This is a genomic window from Halopseudomonas litoralis (genome assembly GCF_900105005.1).
In the GTDB taxonomy this organism is placed as follows: domain Bacteria; phylum Pseudomonadota; class Gammaproteobacteria; order Pseudomonadales; family Pseudomonadaceae; genus Halopseudomonas; species Halopseudomonas litoralis.
In genome coordinates, this window is record NZ_LT629748.1 from 848,404 (window position 1) to 867,321 (window position 18,918).

Sequence of the window (18,918 nt, forward strand, 5' to 3'; positions counted from 1 at the left end):
AACCATGAGAATGACCAAACCATTAACAGCAGCGATCAGCATAATGGCCATGACGGTCGCGGCTGCCGTACTTGCCCAGGGCTCGGATCCGGAAAAGGCGGCTGCTGCCTACCAGGGCGAAGCCTCTGCCGTTGAGCCAGCGTTGGCTCGGGTAGTTCATACCCCGGGCGCACCGGACTTGAGCGAAGCCGACTTTGACAAGGCCAAGGAGATCTACTTCCAGCGCTGCGCCGGTTGCCACGGCGTGCTGCGCAAGGGCGCTACCGGCAAGGCGCTGACCCCAGACATCACTCAGCAGCGCGGCCAGGCTTACCTGGAAGCCCTGATTTCCTACGGCTCGCCTGCGGGTATGCCGAACTGGGGGACCTCGGGCGAGCTGACGCCGGAAGAGATCACCCTAATGGCCAACTACATCCAGCACGAGCCGCCGACACCGCCGGAGTGGGGCATGCAGGCCATGCAGGACAGCTGGAAGGTGCTGGTCAAGCCGGAAGATCGACCCACTAAGCAGATGAACAAGCTGGATCTGGGCAACCTGTTCTCGGTCACCCTGCGTGACGATGGCAAGATCGCGTTGATTGATGGCGCCACCAAGAAGATCGTCAAGACCATCGATACCGGGTACGCCGTGCATATCTCACGCATGTCCGCATCTGGTCGCTACCTGATGGTGATTGGCCGTGATGCCAAGATCGACATGATCGACCTGTGGGCTAAGGAGCCGACCAAGGTGGTTGAAATCAAGGTGGGTATCGAAGCCCGCTCGGTGGAAACCTCCAAGTTTGCAGGCTTCGAGGACAAGTACGTGATCGCCGGCGACTACTGGCCTCCGCAGTTCGTGATCATGGATGGTGAAACGCTGGAGCCGCTGAAAATCGTTTCCACCCGTGGCATGACCGTGGATACTCAGGAATATCACCCGGAACCCCGTGTGGCGGCGATCATCGCCTCCCACGAGCATCCCGAGTTCATCGTCAACGTCAAGGAAACCGGTCAGGTCATGCTGGTCAACTACGAAGACCTGGATAATATGAGCATTACCAGTATCGGTACTGCGCAGTTCCTGCATGATGGCGGCTGGGACAGCAGTCACCGCTATTTCATGACCGCAGCCAATAATTCGGACAAAGTGGTGGTGATCGACTCCAGAGATCGCAAGCTGGCGGCCATTGTCGAGGTCGGCAAGATTCCGCACCCGGGGCGTGGCGCCAACTTTGTGCACCCCGAGTTCGGTCCGGTGTGGGGTACCAGTCACCTGGGTGACGACACCATCTCGCTGATCGGCACCGACCCGGAAAACCATCCCGAGCAGGCATGGAAGGTGGTGGATACGCTGAAAGGTCAGGGTGGCGGCTCGCTGTTCATCAAGACTCACCCGAAATCCACCAATCTGTATGTGGATACCACCTTCAACCCGAGTTCCGAGATTGCTCAGTCAGTGGCGGTGTTCGATATCGGCAATCTGAACGCGGGCTACAAGGTGTTGCCAATCGCCGAGTGGTCCGGCATCGAGGGCGGGTCGCGCCGTGTGGTGCAGCCCGAGTATAACGAGGCAGGGGATGAGGTCTGGTTCTCGGTCTGGAGCGGCCAGGATGAAGAATCCGCCATCGTGGTGGTAGACGACAAGACCCTGGAGCTGAAGAAGGTCATTCGTGACAAGCGTCTGATCACGCCTACCGGCAAGTTCAACGTGTACAACACGCAGCACGACGTCTACTGAGGGAGGTGGTTGTAATAGAAACGGGAGCCATATGACTCCCGTTTTTTATTGAAGAGGTGCAGGGAAAGGCTGGCCGGAGCATTCATATCTGATCGGACTCTGGACGGGCCCACAACCACAATGCAACGCAAGGCAGAAACAGGCTGAGGAACCAGCGCAGCAACATCGGTGCCGGCAACAACCAGATCATTACTATACTGCTGAGCATCAGCGCGCTGGCCAGCCATTTGGCGCGGCGTGGCACGGCGCGGTGTTCACGCCAATCATGAATCAACGGACCGTATTTGGGGTGAGTCAGCAGGCGCTGCTCCAGCTCCGGCCAGCCGCGAGCGCCTGCCCAGGCCGCCAGCAGCAGGAAGGGCGTGGTGGGTAACCCAGGCAACAATACTCCCAGAGCACCCAGGCCCAGCGCCAACGATGCCACGCTGCGCCATATCCATTTCATCAGCATGGGAGTCTAGAGGCTGTCAGACGCAATAATGCTCGCCTTGTGTTCGGTATGTTGCTGACCTCCGGCGAACTCGTCCAGAAGATTGCGAATGCTGGGAATGCTGATCTGTCGTGCGCGGCTGTCGATCAATCCACGCTCACGCAGGTTGGCTATGGCGCGTGAGAAGGTCTCCGGCTTGATCGACAGGCGTGCGGCAATCAGGCTCTTGGGCAGTATCAGTTCAATTTCTGCGCTGTCCCCTGCGCGGTCGCGCACCTGACTGACCAGATACAGAGCCAGACGCTGGGTCGCGTTCTGCAGTGTCAGGTGTTCCAGTTCATCCAGCCGCTGATGTAAACGCACACTCATATGGCCCAGCAGGTGCAGACAGGTTTGCGGGTTCTGCTCGAGATGGCGCAGCATCAGGCGGTTGGAGAAGCCGATCAGTTTGACCGGTTCCAGCGCTTCGGCACATACCGGGAAGACCGACTTCTGCATGAACATGATGGCCTCGGCAAAGGTATTGCCGGCGGTGATGATCTCGACGACCTTCTCCTTGCCATCGGCCGAGATGCGATACAGCTTGACCTTGCCGGACTGCACCAGGTAGAAGCGCTCGGCTGGATCGTCCTGACGCTGGATCAGCGCCTGAGTATCGTAATCGCGCACCAGGGCATCAGCCAGCAGCTCTTCCTGAGCTTGTGCCTTGAAATGAGAAAACAGAGGATGACGGACAATCATCTGCCGTTGTTCCTGAGTCAGAGCCATATCTTCCCGCCTTTGATTGATTTGTTGCAGAGTAAGCATTTCCGGCTGCGCAGACCATACCCCGCGATGAATTCATGAGGCAGGCGATCCCGAGGTTCTTGATGTGCGTCAACGTGGCGCACCGGGGAAGGGCGTAACCTCGCCGACATCAGAGAAAAATCGCAGCGGAGCATCCTTCCATGTCCGATCAAGTCAAGTGGGACGCCGGCCTGATCCGCCGTTACGATAAGCCGGGCCCGCGTTACACGTCCTACCCGTCGCCGGCCCAGTTCGTCGACGGTGTATTGCCGACCGACCTTGTCACGGCCTTGCAGCAAGGCGGTGATGCCTGCCGACCGCTGTCACTCTACGTGCATATTCCGTTCTGCGCCAACGTCTGTTACTACTGCGCCTGCACAAAGATCATTACCAAGGACCGCAGTCGTGCGCAACCTTATCTGCAGGCACTGAACCGCGAAATAGAGATGATCAGTGCACATCTGAATCCGGCGCAGCGGGTCGAGCGATTGCATCTGGGTGGCGGCACGCCAACCTTCCTCGGTCATGAGGATCTGCGCCAGCTGATGACCAGACTGCGCGACTGTTTCAATCTGCATGAAGACGATATAGCCGACTACAGCGTCGAAATCGATCCCCGTGAGGCAGACTGGCCGACCATGGGATTGCTGCGCGAGCTGGGGTTCAATCATGCCAGCTTCGGCGTGCAGGACCTTGACCCGGATGTGCAGCGTGCAATCAACCGACTGCAGAGCCTGGAGCAGACACAGACGGTAATGGACGCAGCGCGTGCGTTGGCGTATCGGTCGGTCAATATCGACCTGATATATGGCTTGCCCAGGCAAACCCCGGACTCGTTCGCTCGCACCTTGGCGGCGGTCATTGAGATGAATCCGGATCGCCTGACGTTGTACAACTATGCGCATCTGCCGGATCTGTTCCTGCCCCAGCGCAAGATCAGCCTGGCCGAGTTGCCCGGCCCCGACATGCGCCTGGAGATCATCAGCAACAGCTTCGCCCTGCTGCAGAGTGCCGGCTATCGGCATATCGGTATGGGGCAGTTTGCGTTACCCGACGACAGCCTGAGCAACGCGCAGGAAACAGGGCGGCTGAATCGAGGGTTTCAAGGTTATATCGCTGGCGGTGACTGCGACCTGATCGGGCTGGGCGTGTCGGCTATAAGTCAGGTGGGCGATTTTCATTGTCGGAACAGCTGTGACATCAAACGGTATCAGCAAAGTCTTGGGGAGCGCCGGCTGGCGCTGTATCGAGGAGTGAAATGCACAGCCGATGATCGGTTGCGGCGGGTGGTGATCAACCGCCTGATGTGCCGCTATGAACTGCGTTTTGCGGACATAGAGCAGCGCTTCAGTATCGATTTCGCAACTTATTTTGTCGACTGCCTCAACATGCTGCGGCAAATGCATCGCGATGGCCTGATTCGCCTGAGTGAGGCGGGCATCAGCATACTTCCCGCCGGGCGACCGTTGGTGGCGCGCATCTGCATGGTGTTCGATGCCTATCAGCATCAGGCAGACGAGGCTCGATACACTCAGGTGGTGTGAGTGGGCCCCCTTTGTTGTCCCTTGCGTTTACAATCCGGAATCGGATTCGCACAGGGGAGAGAACATGCCACGCTTTCTGCATACGGCTGACTGGCAGATCGGTCGTCAATACGACCGCTTCGGCCCGGAAGATGGTCCTGCACTGACTCAGGCGCGCCTGACCACAGTGGAGCGCATTGCGGCACTGGGGGCGGAGCTGGCTGTCGATGCGGTGCTGGTGGCGGGGGATATATTCGACGCCCAGACCATCTCCGATCGCACGGTGCGGCGGCTGTTCATGGCATTGCAGGCCTTTAACGGGCCGTGGATCATGCTGCCGGGCAACCATGATGCTGCCTTAGCGGAAAGCATCTGGACCCGTGCCAGACGCCTGAACGCGGTGCCTGATAATGTGCATTTGCTGCTGACCCCTGAGGTCTCCTTGTTTGCTGAACAGGGGTTTGCCGTTCTCCCGGCGCCCTTGACCCAGCGCCACACCTTCAATGATCTGACCGAATGGTTCGACCACGCGTCGACGCCGCCGGAGCTGCTGCGTATCGGCATCGCCCACGGCAGCGTTCAGGGCATTCTTGCCGAGGATATCGACTCCCCCAACCCCATCGACCCCCAGCGCGCCGAACGAGCTCGGCTGGACTATCTGGCATTGGGCGACTGGCACGGTTGTCGGCAGATCAGCAACCGCATCTGGTACAGCGGTACGCCGGAGCAGGACCGTTTCAAGAGCAACGGTGCCGGGCAATTGATGGATGTGCGGATTGATGCGCCCGGTGCCGAGCCGCAGGTGACGCCGATAGCCATCGGTGAATTTCCCTGGCTGCAATGGCAGCGGCGGTTGAGTGTGGCCTCGGATCTGGATGCCTTGATTGAAGAGCTGGACAGCATCGAGCGCAGCAGCGTCATCAATCTGACCCTCGAAGGCGAGCTGGATCTCGCCGGAGAGCAACGTCTACAGACCGCGCTGGGTCGCGCCCAGGCACAGCATCGGGTGTTGGAATACCATCTGGCTGAACTGCGGTTGATCCCGACTGACGAGGACATTGCTGCGCTGCAGGCTGATGGCTATCTGGGGGAGGTGGTGAATCAGCTGCGCGACCTGCAACAGGCAGACGATCACGATACTGCCCGCGAGGCGCTGGGCATACTGTCGAGTCTGCTGCGCGAGCGGCATGCGGGAGGTACGCCGGCATGAAGTTGCAGCAACTGCGGGTAAGTCAGTTTCGACAGTTCCGTGAGCCTCTGAGCATTGACGGGTTCGGTGCCGGCATCAACCTGATCTGCGGACCCAACGAGTCCGGCAAGAGCACCTTGGTACGGGCCATTCGCGCAGCCTTTTTCGAGCGCCACAGCTCCGGAACATTGGGCGACTTGCGCCCATGGGGTGATTCCGGCGCCGCGCCGGAGGTCGAGCTGGTCTTCACTCATGCTGGCAAGCAATGGCAGCTGAGCAAGCGTTTTCTGCAGCGCAAGCGTTGCGATCTGACAGTGGAGGGTGAACGTTTCAGCGGTGACGAAGCGGAGGACAAGCTCGCCGCCATGCTGGGGTTCACTGTCGCTACCCGTGGCGCCAGCAAGGCGGAACATTGGGGGATTCCCGGCCTGCTATGGATCGAGCAGGGTATGGGTCAGGAGCTTGGCGAGGCGGTCACCCATGCCGGCGATCACCTCAAGTCGGTGCTGGGTGCCAGTCTCGGGGAAATGACCAGCAGTGATGGTGATGAGATCACCCGGCAGGTTCGCAGTCGACTGGAGGAACTGTTGACGGGCGGCGGCAAGCCGCGCGGCGACTACAAGGCGAGCATTGAGCGGCTTGCTGCGCTCGGCAGTGATCTGCGAGAGCTTGACCAGCGCATCATCAGCTATCGTCAGCAGGTGGATCGCCTGGGCGAATTGCGTCAGCAGCAGGCCAGCGATGAGGCCGAGCGCCCCTGGCAGACACTGCGGGCGCAGCAGCAGGAGGCGGAACAGAAACAGGCTGAGGTGACATTGCTGGCGGACCAGCAGCAGCGGGAAATGCAGGAGCTGGAGCAGAATCGCAACAGTCGGCAGATGGTGCTGGATCAGCTGCGTGCTCACGACGAGCAGTCTGAAGACCTGCAACAACGCCAGTCGAAAGCGCAACAGCTGCTAGGGCAGCTCGAGCGCCTGTCCGCGCAGCATGCAGAGCTGGCGGCTACGCGAGATACAGCGCTTGCCGCCTATCAACAGGCGCGCGAGCAGGAGCGCAAGGCGCATCAGCTGGCCCGGCGCCAAACTCTGGAGCGTGAGCAGCAACAACTGTTGCGCCAACAGCAGCAGTATCAGACCAGCGTGGCGCAGGCGCGTCAGTTGCAAAGTGATCTGCTTGAGCAGCAGCAAAGGCTGGCGGCAATTCGTGTCGATGATACACAGTTCGCTCGACTCGAGGCGTTGCAGACTCAACTGCGTGAGCTGAACATCCGCCAGCAGAGTATTGCCACCCGATTGCGCTTTGAGTTGCTGCCTGATCAGCAGATGTCCGTCGGCGGTGAGCTGGTCAACTGCACCGGCGAATCTCTGTTGCTGCAGGAGACCTGGATCGAGATTGCCGGCGTTGGTCAGCTCACCATTACTCCTGGCGGGCAGGACCTGGGCGAACTGGTGCGGCAGATCGAGCGTGGGCAGGAGCAGTTGCAGGCGCTTCTTGATGAGCTGCAGGTCGTATCGCTGGACGCTGCCCGTGAGCAGCTGGAACTGGGCCGAACACTGAACACTGCAATTCTGACCAACCGCAGGCTCCAGGCTGGCCATGCCCCGGAAGGGATCGACGCGCTGACGCAGCAGTTGACCGTTGGCAAGACGCGTCTGTCGGAACTGGAGCAGGAGCTGCATGGCCTGCCGACCTTGGCGGAAGAGCAGCTGCCGCCGATCAATATCGCCGAGCAGGCTCTGGAGCAGGCAGCAGGACGACTGCAGCAAGCCGAGAAGGCCACCGGTGAGCATAACGAGACGCTGATCAAGCTGCGCCAGAACGTTGCCAGCGCAGACGAAGAGTGTCGTCTGCTGCAGGCGAGGCTGGACGATCCGCAACGCCGTCAACAGCAACTGCAGCTCAACGACAGCTTGCTGGCGCTGCGCGCCGACCAGACGCGGCTGGAACAACTGACTCAAGAACGGGCCGCACGCATCGCCAATGCCAGGCCGGATATCCTCGAGCAGGATATTCAACGCTACAGCGCCAGTGCTGCCCAGCTGGAGCAGACCTTCAATCAGCGTCGCGAAGAGCTGATTGCGCTGCAGGCACGGCTGCAAAGCGAGGGTGCTGATGGCCTGGAGGAAAATCGTGCCAAGCTTGCTGCCGAGCTGGAAAGCGAAAGCCGTCGCCATCAACAACTGGAGAGCCGTGCCAATGCGCTTAACCTGTTGCATGGCCTACTCAGCGAAAAACGCCAACAGCTCACCCGACAATTGCAGGCGCCGTTGCAGAAGCATCTGGATCACTATCTGCAGCTGCTGTTTCCCCAGGCAAGGCTGGAGGTCGATGAAAACCTGTTGCCTGGGCGCCTGATCCGTCATGGGCAGGAAGCGGATGAGTTCGATGCTCTGAGTTTTGGTTCGCGGGAGCAGATGGGGCTGATCAGTCGTCTGGCCTATGCCGATTTGCTGCGCGAGGTCGGGCGTCCGACACTGATCATTCTGGATGACGCCTTGGTACACAGCGACCAGCCGCGACTGGAGCAGATGAAACGTATTCTGTTCGACGCCGCCCAGCGGCATCAGGTGTTGTTGTTCAGTTGCCACCCGGACAAGTGGCGAGACATGGGCGTGCCGGCACGGGAAATGGAGGGGTTGAAGGTTACCGCGACCGGGAGCTGAGGTGACGCGCCAGTCTTCCGCTCCGAAAATACCGCCACAATCTGTATAATTCCCGCTTTACCCCGTGTTCTGTTCATGCGGGGTTGGCACACACAGAAAGGTCAGGTCTTCATATGCAGCGCAAAATCAGAATCGGCATCGCAGGTTACGGTAACCTCGGCAAGGGCGTGGAAATGGCCATCACCCAGAGCCCGGATATGGAACTGGTCGGCGTTTTCAGTCGGCGTAACCCAGCGGACGTGCAGCTGCTCGACAGCAGTATTCCCGTGAATGCCCAGAATGATATCGAACAGTTTCGCGACCAGATCGACGTGCTGATCCTGTGCGGCGGCTCGAAAAATGACCTGCCCGAACAGGGCCCGGCGCTGGCGGCCATGTTCAATACCGTCGACAGCTTCGACACCCACGCCACCATCCCGGAATACCATGCCGCCATGGACAGCGCCGCTCACCCGGCAGGCAAGACCGCCATGATCTCCGTGGGCTGGGATCCGGGACTCTTCTCCCTTAACCGCCTCTATGGCGAAGCCATCTTACCTGTGGGCGCGACCTACACTTTCTGGGGCAAGGGGTTGAGTCAGGGCCACTCCGACGCGGTGCGCCGGGTAGATGGAGTGAAGGCCGGGGTGCAATACACTCTACCTGCAGAAGCCGCGATCGAGCGTGTACGCAACGGCGAACTGCCAGAACTGGCTACCCGTGAAAAGCACAAGCGCGAATGTTATGTGGTACTGGCCGAAGGCGCTGATGCAGCCGAAGTGGAGCAGAGCATCGTCAGCATGCCGCACTATTTCGCCGACTACGACACCACCGTCAACTTCATCAGCGAAGAAGAACTGCGCCGCGACCATGCTGCGATGCCCCATGGCGGTGTAGTGATCCGCAGCGGCACGTCCGGCGCCGGCACCACCCAGGTGATGGAATACACCCTCAAGCTGGGCAGCAACCCCGAGTTCACAGCCGCGGTACTGGTTGCTTATGCGCGTGCTACCTGGCGTTTGAACCAGAGTGGCGTGATTGGTGCGCAGACGGTGTTGGACGTGGCACCGGGATTGTTGTCACCCAAGTCGCCGGCGGAATTGCGCAAGGAACTGTTGTAAGGCGCAGCTTCCCTCTTCCCAGAGGAGAGGGAAGCTAGCTCTGTAGTCAGCCTGGCCGCCCATCTGGCCGAGGCGCGGTCAAGATTGCAGTGTAATTCCACACATAGAGCCCAAAGGCTACTGCCCAGCACAGGCTCGCCAGCCAGAAGCCCGTCTGCGGCATGGGTATGGTCAGCCATACGCGCAGCGGCACTGCGAGATTGAGCAGGACGAAAGCGATGCTCATGGACGCGGCTGGCTGCAGCGGGCGTCCGGTGTGCCCGAGGCTGACCCGGGCGATCATCGCCAGAATCATCCCGGCCATGCCGCCGATGGCCAGCAGGTGAGTTGCCTGGCTGAAGCCGCCAAACCAGCCGCCATGCCAAAGAGCCATGGCGATCAGTGCCAATGCCAGCCAGGCGTAGGACAGGTGCAGTGACCAGAGCAGCGGCACTGTCCAGATTTTCGGATGGTGCCAGCGCAGCAATCTGACCATGTGACCCAAACCCAGCGCCAGATAAATGGGCGCCTGCCAGGGCGAAGGGCGCAGGCCCGCACCGCTGAGCATCAACAGCGCAACCAGAATACTGCCGACCATCAGCAGGTTGTCCAGCCATGGCCAGGCATTCACCGGTTCTGTCAGGCCCAGGCCACGCTGGGTGAAGAAGGGGATGACGCGCCCGCCGATCAAGCCCATCAAGCCGGCGATCAGCCATAATGCCGCGACTGCGCCGTGGCGCTGCAGAAAGAAGTCGTCCTGCTGCAGGCCGATCAATACAAGCAGGTTGCACAGGGTCAGCAATGACAACATGACCACGATCGGATAGTTACGCACCTGACGTACTTTCCATAACGAATGGCCGATGGCCAAGGCCACCAGTGGCAGAAATAGCAGGTCCATGGGAATCAGCAGCCACAAGGGAGCGCCGAACAGCCAGCACAGGCGTCCGCCCAACCACAAGCCGGCCATCAGCAGCACGGGTTTGCCGGTGAGCGCCGGTACGCCGGTCCACGCCTGAATGGCAGTCAGCAGAAAGCCTGCGACAATGGCGACGCCGAAACCGAAAACCATCTCGTGTCGATGCCAGGCCAGCCAGCCACCGGCGGGTGACAGTTCGATGTGGCCGAGGAAGGCGGCGATCCACAGCGGGATGGCCAACACGGCAAACAGACTGCCCGCCAGAAACAAGGGGCGAAAGCCCAATGCAAACAGCACGGGTAGTTGAGTGCGATTGTCCGGCATGAAAATCTCCTGATTGCTTGTTATGCTCGTTGCGCTGCCGTGTCGGCTACGCTTTCATCACTGGAATAACTTATGACATATCTGCTGGTTAAAATTCTGCATCTGTTTGCGGCCATGGCTTTCATCGGCACGCTGTTCTTCCAGGTGCTGATTCTGACTCCGGCCGGCCGGCGCCTGGACGCCGGCGTTCGTACTCCTATGAGCCAGGCTCTGGGTCAGCAGGCCCGACGGGTCATCCACGTCGTTGCCTTTGTGCTCTATGGTGCCGGCCTGACGCTTGCCTGGCCCTATCGCAGTCTGCTGGCCGACCCGCTTTCCAGCCACTTCGCCACCTTGCTCAGCCTGAAGATCTTGCTCGCGCTGCTGATCATAGGTCATTACGCGGCCTTGATCTTTCTGCGCCGTGCTCAGCGGGTAACCGAGCGAACCATGCATCTGTTGAATATAAGCCTCTTGGTGCACGCCGTGCTGTTGGTGATATGCGCCAAGACCATGTTCGTCCTCTAGCGCTTCCTATAGCGCCTTCGCGGTTACCTGGGTAACGAACAGAATGTTGTTTTCCAGGTGCATATGATCCATCAGGTCCGCGCAGAACTCGTTCAGTCCGCGGTATAGAGCCTGCCAGGTATTGCAGGCGTGAGGCGGCGGGGTGACCTCGTTGGTCAGCGCGTACAGCTTGTCGAGCGCCTGGCTGTGCTGGTCATGCTCGAAGCGCATCACGCTGATCGGTCCGCGTGACAGGCTTTCTTCGCCCCGCATCAGCATCGGGAACAGAATCTGTTCCTCCTTGGCCATATGGCTTTCCAGCTCCTGTTGCATGTCGGAGAGATGATCGGTCAGCCCGTTCGGGCAATCGGGATTATTGCCATGTACCTGTTCGACACGCCGGGCCAGTCTGATCAGCTCAGATAACTGTTCCCGATGACATTCGTGGTAGCGCGTCAGAATATGCTGGATCAACTGTTCGGCGGATGCGTGGTTCCAGTTCTGCTCGTCCTGATCGACGGCGCATAGCTGCTCCAGGGCGGCAACAGTCGCGGCAGGATCGATGCCTTTACGAAGGCAGGCCTCAGCCAGGGTGCGCTGGCCATTGCAGCAGAAGTCCAGACGCTGAGCGTGTAATACGCGGGTGGCACCGGGAAGTTCTCGGGCGATGGTGCCCAGCTGAGTGTCAAGGAAGTCGTAAGGCATCAGATGTGCTCCGATAAGGTGGCGGTAACAGCTGTAATGTTTAGCTATCTATAAGCTAGCAATACACATGCCACTTATAACTGATTGATATTTAACGTAATCAAGTATTATTGGTGCAATATACCTGGATGCGGTATGGTTCATAAAACCATGCAAGGGTGAATTGAACCATGATCGAGCGTTTCCTGCTGCCAGACCTGGTGGCTGAGTTACCCGCTGCCGTACGCTTGCAGCGTCTGGTCCAGGTGTTGCGAGAAAGCTTCGCTTGCGGCGCTGTTGTGCTGTTGCAACATGAAAACGACTCCCTGCGTCCGGTTGCCGCCGTTGGGCTGGTCCAGGATGCACTCGGCAGGCGTTTTGAAGTGGCCCGCCAGCCGCGCCTTGCCGCACTACTTTCCCGTCGCGAACCCACCTGGTTCGAATCCGACAGCCCCTTGCCTGATCCCTATGATGGCTTGATGGATGAAAGTCCCGGCGAGCCGCTGCCGGTACATGACTGCATGGGTATAAGCCTTTATGTGGAAGGTGAGCTGTGGGGCGTGCTGACACTCGACGCACTGGATGCCGGCACCTTTGACGAGGCGGCCCGGCAGAAGCTGCAGCACCTGTTGCCGCTGGTGGAGGCGTTGCTGCGCGTGACACGCCTGGAGCAGGAGAATCGTGCACTGCGTCTGGTTCGCGCCGATGATCATCGAGCCTTGCCGGGGCTGCAGCAGCATGGGATTGTCGGCCACAGCCCGGTCGTTACGCGTCTGCTCGACGAGCTGGCTGTAGTGGCAGATTCGGATCTGACAGTCTTGATCACCGGCGAGACAGGGGTGGGCAAGGAGTTGTTCGCCCATTGGCTGCACAGACACTCGCCGCGCGCCGACAAGCCGCTGGTTCAGGTCAACTGCGCGGCGCTGCCCGAATCCCTTGCTGAAAGTGAGCTGTTCGGGCACGTCAAAGGTGCGTTCTCCGGAGCCAGCACTGATCGGGGAGGGCGTTTTGATGCGGCCCATGGCGGCACGCTGTTTCTGGATGAAGTGGGCGAATTGCCGCTGCATGTGCAGGCCAAGCTGTTACGGACCTTGCAGAATGGCGAAATCCAGCGCCTGGGCGCCGATCAGCCGCTGCGCGTGGATGTACGCATCATTGCTGCGACCAATCGCAACCTGGCGGATTCGGTAGCCAAGGGCGATTTCCGCGCCGACCTCTATCATCGTTTGTCTGTCTATCCGGTCCCGGTTCCGCCGCTGCGCGATCGTGGCAACGATGTATTGTTGCTGGCCGGACACTTTCTCGAGCTGAACCGCGCGCGCCTGGGTGTGCGTAGCCTGAGACTGTCGCCGGATGCCGAGCAGGCGTTGTTGACCTATGACTGGCCGGGCAACGTGCGCGAACTGGAACATGTGATCAGTCGGGCGGCGATCAAGGCGCTGGGTCGCAATGGCTCGCGTCAGGCAATGCTGTCACTGGATGCGGCGTTACTGGACATCCCCATCAGCGGCGGCGCCGTGCAGACACCGACCGATCCCTTGATTGCACCCACTGAAGAAGACATTCAGCCTTTACGCATTGCTGTCGAATCCTGCCAGCGCGAGCAGATCCGTCAGGCCTTGATAGCCACCGATGATAACTGGAGCGCGGCTGCGCGCCTGTTGGAGCTGGATGCCAGCAACCTGCACAAGCTGGCACGGCGGCTGGGTTTGAAGTAACAGAACGGACCATGCCCCGCTCGGCCACGGATGCTTGCGGGGTGGTGTGGCGGCGGTAGTTCTTTGCGCAGATGCTGGCAAAGAATCGGCCTCGACTCACCCATTTCAGTGATGCGTTTCTGGGGTGATATCAACGTAACTTATGCAGCAGCGCATTAAGCAGGCTCGACTATGCTGTGAAATGCGTTGGGCCGCTTCGTGCCCGGGTAGTGATTACAAAAACAATGGAGGTTTACCTTGCGCACTACACCTTTCTCTTTGGCTGTGTTACCCCTGACGCTCAGTGCTTTGCTGTTATCCGGTTGTCTCGGTGGGGGTGGTGGCGGTAGCAACAATAGCGGCGGTTCCGATGATGATGTCGCTCCGCCCGATATGACTCGCGAACAGGACGAGCGTGTTTTCGCTCCTATGGTGGTTTCTGTCACTGCCCGTGCCGGCAGCAGCGCCTACGTCGGTACCTATGATGGGCTGCAGGGGGAGGCCGTCTACGCCATCGAAGTTCCTGACGCCTGGGATGGCGATGGACTGATCATGTACACCCATGGTTATCGTGGTACGGGAGCAGGCCTGCCGACGTCGATCCCAAGGGATGCATGGCGCGATGCGGTATTGGCGGCAGGTTACGCCTGGGCTTCCTCATCCTATTCGGCTAATTACTATGATGTGCGGGCCGGCATTGAGGATACCAACAAGTTGGCGCTGAACATCGTCGATTATCTGGAAGCAGATCATGGTGTACGCCTTGCGGAGCCTGGCCAATACCTGATTTCCGGTGAGTCCCTGGGTGGTCATGTCGCTGCCGCAGCGGTGGATCGGGAGAACATGGAGCGTACGCTGAACAAGGTGCCTTACGCGGGCGCGATGCCCATGTGCCAGGCGGAGCAAAATCAGTTTCAGTGGCTGGGCGACTATCCGCGGGTGATGATGGAGTTGAGCGGATATGGAGACGCGGACTATAGCGACTTCCAGGATCTGCTACCGCAGATGCTCGGCACTCTGTTCAACTTCAACGGCACCTCGCCGGACTGGCTGTCCCCGCGTGGAGTGGCCGGCGAGCGCCTGATAGCTGTTGCGCGCAACCTCACGGGAGGAGAGCGGCCTATCTTTGAGGAAGGCTTTGCGGTTGATATGTGGCAGGGCGCCGTACTGGGTACTGGCGGTTCCGAAGGTGACATCGAGGGGATTCTGGCGCGTAACGGCTATGGCAATGAGGATCAGGTTTACCGTTGGACCAGTGATTCAGAGCCAACTGGAGACGAACTGACGTTCAACGAAAATATCCCAAGAGTCAGCGCTGATGAGGATGCCAATCTCATGCGGGAAGATGGGGTGCGCTGGATTCCACTGATCCAGGGTGATTTTGATGTGCCGGTGTTAACCTTGCATACGCTGGGCGATTTCTATGTGCCGTTCCGCCATCAGCAGCTGTATCGCGAGGGTGCTGAGGAGAATGGAAACGAAGATCTGCTGGTACAGCGGGCTATTCGGGCAACTGGGCACTGTGAATTTTCTAATCAGGAGATTACCCGGGCGATGAACGACTGGCTGGATTGGGTCAATGACGATGACAAGCCGGCCGGGGATGAAGTGCTCGACCCTGCTGCGGTGGCTGATGCAGATTACGGTTGTACCTTTACCAGTCCTCAGCGGCCGGGCTTGCCTGCCTGCGGAGCGAACTGAGTTGAACTGAACCAGTCATGGCGAGAGATCGCCATGACTGTCCGCACATCACCTGGCCGTGCAGGCTTCGGCGGTAACGGCTACAATCGCCGGTTTCCACCAGTGCGGTCCCTGTCCATGTCCCTACCCAAGCATCACCTCGAACTGCTCAGCCCAGCCCGGGATGTCGCCATCGCCCGTGAGGCCATTCTGCACGGCGCTGATGCCATCTATATCGGCGGCCCGAGCTTCGGTGCCCGGCACAACGCTGAAAACAGCGTAGCCGATATCGCCGAGCTGGTGCGTTTCGCCAAGTTGTTCCATGTACGCATCTTCGTCACGCTCAACACCATCCTGCATGACGATGAGCTGGAAGGTGCGCGCCTGCTGATCCACCAGTTGTACGATGCCGGTGTGGATGCGCTGATCATTCAGGATATGGGCATCCTGGAACTGGACATCCCGCCGATCGAAATCCATGCCAGCACCCAGTGCGATATCCGCACCCTGGACAAGGCACGCTTCCTTGGACAGGCCGGCTTCTCTCAGCTGGTACTGGCCCGTGAGCTGAACCTGCAGCAGATCCGCAGCATTCATGAGGAAGTGGATACCACGCTCGAGTTCTTCATTCACGGCGCTTTGTGTGTGGCCTTCTCCGGGCAGTGCAACATTTCTCACGCCCAGACCGGGCGCAGTGCCAACCGCGGCGACTGCTCCCAGGCCTGCCGTCTGCCGTATACCCTCACGGACGAACATGGCGGCGTAGTTGCTTATGAAAAGCATCTACTGTCGATGAAAGACAACAACCAGAGTGCCAATCTGCGCGCTCTGGTCGATGCAGGGGTACGCTCGTTCAAAATCGAAGGGCGCTACAAGGATATGGGCTACGTGAAGAATATCACCGCCTGGTATCGCCAGCTGCTGGACGAAATTCTCGAAGATCGGACTGATCTGGCCCGCGCCTCCAGCGGCAGGACCGCGCATTTCTTCGTGCCCGATCCGGACAAGACTTTCCATCGCGGCAGTACCGACTATTTTGTCAGTGACCGCAAGATCGATATCGGTGCCTTCGACTCGCCGACCTTCACCGGGCTGGAGGTCGGTGAGCTGCAGCAGGTGCGCAAGAACGACCTGCTGGCCGTGACCCATGAGCCGCTGTCCAACGGCGATGGACTGAACGTACTGGTCAAGCGGGAAGTGGTGGGCTTTCGGGCCAACATCGCCCAGGAGCTGGCCCGCTTCGAAGAAGACGGTCAGCCGCGCTGGCAGTACCGTATCGAACCCAACGAGATGCCGGAACAGCTGCAACGTGCGCGGCTACCGCAAACGCTCAGTCGCAACCTTGATCACAACTGGCAGCAGGCTTTGCAGAAAGTCTCAGCCGAACGCCGCATCGGTCTGCGCTGGCAGGCTGAACTGAGCGCAGACAGCCTCAGACTCTGCGTCACCAGCGAAGAAGGTGTCAGCGTCAGCAGCCAGCTGGATGGTCCTTTCGAGCCGGCGAAAAAACCTGAGCAGGCTGAGGAGCAGCTCCGGGACCTGCTTGGTCAGCTGGGCACCACCCAATACCACGCCGAGCACATCGAGATTGCGGCATCCTTCGTTCCTTTCGTGCCCAATTCGCAACTCAAGGGGCTGCGCCGTGAGTTGATCGAAAAACTGAGCGAGGCGCGCATCGCCGCTTTCCCGCACGGCAGCCGCAAACCGGTCAGCGTTCCACCGCCGGTCTATCCGCAATCGCATCTGACATTCCTGGCCAACGTCTACAACGAGAAGGCCCGCACTTTTTATAGGCGCTACGGTGTGGAGCTGATCGATGCGGCTTATGAAGCGCATGAAGAAACCGGCGAAGTACCGGTGATGATCACCAAGCACTGCCTGCGTTTCTCGTTCAACCTGTGCCCGAAACAGGCCAAGGGCGTTACTGGCGTGCGCACCAAGGTCGCACCGATGCAGTTGGTCCATGGCGATGAGGTGCTGACCCTGAAATTCGACTGCAAACCGTGTGAAATGCACGTCATTGGCAAGATCAAAGGCAATATTCTCAACCTGCCACAGCCCGGCAGTGGCAGTAATATCGTTGGTTCGATCACCCCCGAGGAGCTGGTCAAGACTATTCGCAGGGCTCCACATTGAAACGCGGCGCCTCAGCTATCTGTTCGATGCTTGCTCGTCCCTTTTCATATAGATCCTGAACCCTTACCGCGCCAGCAGGCGAATGAAACAATTGAGGCTGGCGCGCAAGTAAGACGCTGTTGTCTCAATAGGCCTTTGGGGCGGCGCCTGCTTTAAGATCGCGCTGACGTTCTTGGTCAGACACCACGTTGAGCGGTCGAGCCGCGTACCAGCCGAAACCAAGCTGAAAAAGTTGAAGCACCAGCATGGTGGCCAGCGCCCATTGCCAATGACCATTGATATCGCGCAGCAGGCCTAGAGAAAGCGGACCCAGCGCTGCCAACAGATAGCCGATGCTCTGAGCCATCGCGGAAAGTGCCGTGGCCTGTACGGGGGTAGCAGTCCGCAGTACAAAAAATGACAGTGCGAGACTGAGCGCGCAACCGCATCCCACCCCAATCAACGAGGCCCATAGTAACGCCGCTGACGGCAACCACCACAGCCCGGCGATGCCGATGAAGGAGGCGGTGAAGGTCCCCAATACCAGCAGGCGCTGGTTGCGCATTCTTGCCGCCAGCATGGGCACGAACAGATTGAAGGGAATACTCACCAGGTTGATGAGCGCGGTCGCGGTACCAGCCCGATGGGCATCCAAGCTGCTTTCCAGCAATATTTTCGGCAGCCAGGTGGCCATGGAGTAGAAGTAAAAGGATTGCAGCCCCATGAACAGGGTTATGGCCCACGCTACCTTGTCTCGCCACAGGCTCATGCGTGTGAGCTTTCCGAGCCGTTCCACGCCTCTTACCCGGAGCATGGGCAGCCAGAACAGCATGCAGAATAACGGCAGTAACGCCCAGAGAGCGACTGGATAGCGCCAGCTACCGAACTGTTCCATCAAAGGTACCGCCAGATATACCCCCAGGCCTGCTCCCAAACTGAGCGTCACTGAATACAGGCCCGTCATCAGCCCCACCTGGCCTGGAAAAAAGGACTTGACCAGGCCGGGGATCAGCACGTTGAGCACGGCGATGGCTGAGCCCAGCAGCAGGGTGCCGAGAATCACCAGAGGATACTGCTCCAGCAGTCGCAAGGCGACACCGAGGCTGATGACCAGCAGCCCGGCAATGGCCAGCTGCTGGGGAGCCCAGCGGCGGGACAGCCAGGGTACGGTAATGGACACTATGCCAAAACAGAGCAGTGGCAGAGTGGTCAGCAAGCTGAATGCGCTGGCATTGATCGCCAGGGTATCGCGAATTTCCATGACCAGAGGGCCGACCACCACCAGCCCGCCGCGCAGGTTAGCTGCGGCCAGCAGCAGGGCTGCAATGGCGAGCGCCCCAATGAAAGGGCGATCGCGGAATGGACTGGCGGGCCGAGCTGGGTCTGTCATTGATTGAGCCTTCAAGGATGTTGAAACGGTAGGATGGGTAGTGCGGAAGCTGTCCGGCTTAATCCGCTTTCGGACACTTTAGCGGAACCAGGGGAAGGTTGTAAAAAGATGATATGGATCAGTGACTTATTGGAGCGGGTGAAGGGAATCGAACCCTCGTCGTAAGCTTGGGAAGCTTCTGCTCTACCATTGAGCTACACCCGCAGCGCGAGGCATTCTACGCCGCTTTCCAC

General features: G+C 59.5%; 14 protein-coding genes and 1 tRNA gene. 9 read left to right on the top strand and 6 right to left on the bottom strand.

Annotated elements, in window-relative coordinates; genetic code table 11:
* The first annotated feature begins 4 nt into the window (after positions 1–4).
* Complete coding sequence (locus BLU11_RS04230) at positions 5–1,720, top strand: nitrite reductase (RefSeq protein WP_407920223.1); 1,716 nt, start codon at positions 5–7, stop codon at positions 1,718–1,720.
* 82 nt (positions 1,721–1,802) lie between these two features.
* Here the strand turns inward: BLU11_RS04230 and BLU11_RS04235 are convergent, their stop codons facing one another.
* Positions 1,803–2,165: a YbaN family protein gene (locus BLU11_RS04235; protein WP_197674256.1), complete on the bottom strand. Its 363-nt coding sequence runs from the start codon at positions 2,163–2,165 to the stop codon at positions 1,803–1,805.
* A gap of 12 nt (positions 2,166–2,177) precedes the next feature.
* Complete coding sequence (locus BLU11_RS04240) at positions 2,178–2,918, bottom strand: Crp/Fnr family transcriptional regulator (protein ID WP_172828669.1); 741 nt, start codon at positions 2,916–2,918, stop codon at positions 2,178–2,180.
* A 179-nt stretch (positions 2,919–3,097) separates the two neighbouring features.
* Here BLU11_RS04240 and hemN point away from each other — a divergent pair, with 179 nt between their 5' ends.
* The 4 genes from hemN (at position 3,098) to BLU11_RS04260 (ending at position 9,411) form a co-directional block, all read left to right on the top strand.
* The gene (hemN, locus tag BLU11_RS04245; RefSeq protein ID WP_090272197.1) at positions 3,098–4,480 is read left to right on the top strand and encodes an oxygen-independent coproporphyrinogen III oxidase; all 1,383 of its coding nucleotides are present in this window, start codon (positions 3,098–3,100) and stop codon (positions 4,478–4,480) included.
* A 64-nt stretch (positions 4,481–4,544) separates the two neighbouring features.
* Entirely contained in the window at positions 4,545–5,669 is a 1,125-nt protein-coding gene (locus BLU11_RS04250) for a metallophosphoesterase family protein (protein ID WP_090272198.1), read from the top strand.
* Positions 5,666–8,311 carry an AAA family ATPase gene (locus BLU11_RS04255; protein WP_090272199.1) on the top strand — a complete coding sequence of 882 codons (2,646 nt, stop codon included), beginning with the start codon at positions 5,666–5,668 and terminating at the stop codon, positions 8,309–8,311. Before BLU11_RS04250 ends, BLU11_RS04255 begins: the two co-directional genes overlap by 4 nt.
* A gap of 113 nt (positions 8,312–8,424) precedes the next feature.
* Positions 8,425–9,411 (top strand): diaminopimelate dehydrogenase, encoded by a 987-nt coding sequence (locus BLU11_RS04260; protein WP_090272200.1) that lies wholly within the window; start codon positions 8,425–8,427, stop codon positions 9,409–9,411.
* 46 nt (positions 9,412–9,457) lie between these two features.
* On the opposite strand, the gene BLU11_RS04265 is transcribed toward BLU11_RS04260, so the two are convergent.
* Positions 9,458–10,633 carry an NnrS family protein gene (locus BLU11_RS04265; protein ID WP_090272201.1) on the bottom strand — a complete coding sequence of 392 codons (1,176 nt, stop codon included), beginning with the start codon at positions 10,631–10,633 and terminating at the stop codon, positions 9,458–9,460.
* 72 nt (positions 10,634–10,705) lie between these two features.
* On the opposite strand from BLU11_RS04265, the gene BLU11_RS04270 reads away from it, so the two are divergent.
* Complete coding sequence (locus tag BLU11_RS04270; RefSeq protein WP_090272202.1) at positions 10,706–11,140, top strand: hypothetical protein; 435 nt, start codon at positions 10,706–10,708, stop codon at positions 11,138–11,140.
* A 6-nt stretch (positions 11,141–11,146) separates the two neighbouring features.
* On the opposite strand, the gene ytfE is transcribed toward BLU11_RS04270, so the two are convergent.
* Positions 11,147–11,824, bottom strand: a complete 678-nt coding sequence (gene ytfE, locus BLU11_RS04275; protein WP_090272203.1) for an iron-sulfur cluster repair protein YtfE — start codon at positions 11,822–11,824, stop codon at positions 11,147–11,149.
* A gap of 170 nt (positions 11,825–11,994) precedes the next feature.
* Between ytfE and norR the strand changes: the two genes are divergently transcribed.
* The 3 genes from norR (at position 11,995) to BLU11_RS04290 (ending at position 17,316) form a co-directional block, all read left to right on the top strand.
* Positions 11,995–13,521 carry a nitric oxide reductase transcriptional regulator NorR gene (gene norR / locus BLU11_RS04280; protein WP_090272204.1) on the top strand — a complete coding sequence of 509 codons (1,527 nt, stop codon included), beginning with the start codon at positions 11,995–11,997 and terminating at the stop codon, positions 13,519–13,521.
* 237 nt (positions 13,522–13,758) lie between these two features.
* Positions 13,759–15,201, top strand: a complete 1,443-nt coding sequence (locus BLU11_RS04285) for a hypothetical protein (RefSeq protein WP_090272205.1) — start codon at positions 13,759–13,761, stop codon at positions 15,199–15,201.
* A 117-nt stretch (positions 15,202–15,318) separates the two neighbouring features.
* The gene (locus tag BLU11_RS04290) at positions 15,319–17,316 is read left to right on the top strand and encodes a peptidase U32 family protein (protein WP_090276234.1); all 1,998 of its coding nucleotides are present in this window, start codon (positions 15,319–15,321) and stop codon (positions 17,314–17,316) included.
* A 124-nt stretch (positions 17,317–17,440) separates the two neighbouring features.
* Here BLU11_RS04290 and BLU11_RS04295 read toward each other — a convergent pair whose 3' ends face one another.
* Both BLU11_RS04295 and BLU11_RS04300 read right to left on the bottom strand, forming a co-directional pair.
* Entirely contained in the window at positions 17,441–18,685 is a 1,245-nt protein-coding gene (locus tag BLU11_RS04295) for a CynX/NimT family MFS transporter (protein WP_090272206.1), read from the bottom strand.
* A 130-nt stretch (positions 18,686–18,815) separates the two neighbouring features.
* A tRNA-Gly gene (locus BLU11_RS04300) sits at positions 18,816–18,889 on the bottom strand.
* Positions 18,890–18,918 lie beyond the last annotated feature (29 nt).

What these genes read in the sequence shown, in the direction of transcription:
- BLU11_RS04230 (WP_407920223.1), top strand. Translation starts at nt 5, where the DNA reads ATGAGAATGACCAAACCATTAACAGCAGCGATCAGCATAATGGCCATG.
- BLU11_RS04235 (WP_197674256.1), bottom strand. Translation starts at nt 2,165, where the DNA reads ATGAAATGGATATGGCGCAGCGTGGCATCGTTGGCGCTGGGCCTGGGT.
- BLU11_RS04240 (WP_172828669.1), bottom strand. Translation starts at nt 2,918, where the DNA reads ATGGCTCTGACTCAGGAACAACGGCAGATGATTGTCCGTCATCCTCTG.
- hemN (WP_090272197.1), top strand. Translation starts at nt 3,098, where the DNA reads ATGTCCGATCAAGTCAAGTGGGACGCCGGCCTGATCCGCCGTTACGAT.
- BLU11_RS04250 (WP_090272198.1), top strand. Translation starts at nt 4,545, where the DNA reads ATGCCACGCTTTCTGCATACGGCTGACTGGCAGATCGGTCGTCAATAC.
- BLU11_RS04255 (WP_090272199.1), top strand. Translation starts at nt 5,666, where the DNA reads ATGAAGTTGCAGCAACTGCGGGTAAGTCAGTTTCGACAGTTCCGTGAG.
- BLU11_RS04260 (WP_090272200.1), top strand. Translation starts at nt 8,425, where the DNA reads ATGCAGCGCAAAATCAGAATCGGCATCGCAGGTTACGGTAACCTCGGC.
- BLU11_RS04265 (WP_090272201.1), bottom strand. Translation starts at nt 10,633, where the DNA reads ATGCCGGACAATCGCACTCAACTACCCGTGCTGTTTGCATTGGGCTTT.
- BLU11_RS04270 (WP_090272202.1), top strand. Translation starts at nt 10,706, where the DNA reads ATGACATATCTGCTGGTTAAAATTCTGCATCTGTTTGCGGCCATGGCT.
- ytfE (WP_090272203.1), bottom strand. Translation starts at nt 11,824, where the DNA reads ATGCCTTACGACTTCCTTGACACTCAGCTGGGCACCATCGCCCGAGAA.
- norR (WP_090272204.1), top strand. Translation starts at nt 11,995, where the DNA reads ATGATCGAGCGTTTCCTGCTGCCAGACCTGGTGGCTGAGTTACCCGCT.
- BLU11_RS04290 (WP_090276234.1), top strand. Translation starts at nt 15,319, where the DNA reads ATGTCCCTACCCAAGCATCACCTCGAACTGCTCAGCCCAGCCCGGGAT.
- BLU11_RS04295 (WP_090272206.1), bottom strand. Translation starts at nt 18,685, where the DNA reads ATGACAGACCCAGCTCGGCCCGCCAGTCCATTCCGCGATCGCCCTTTC.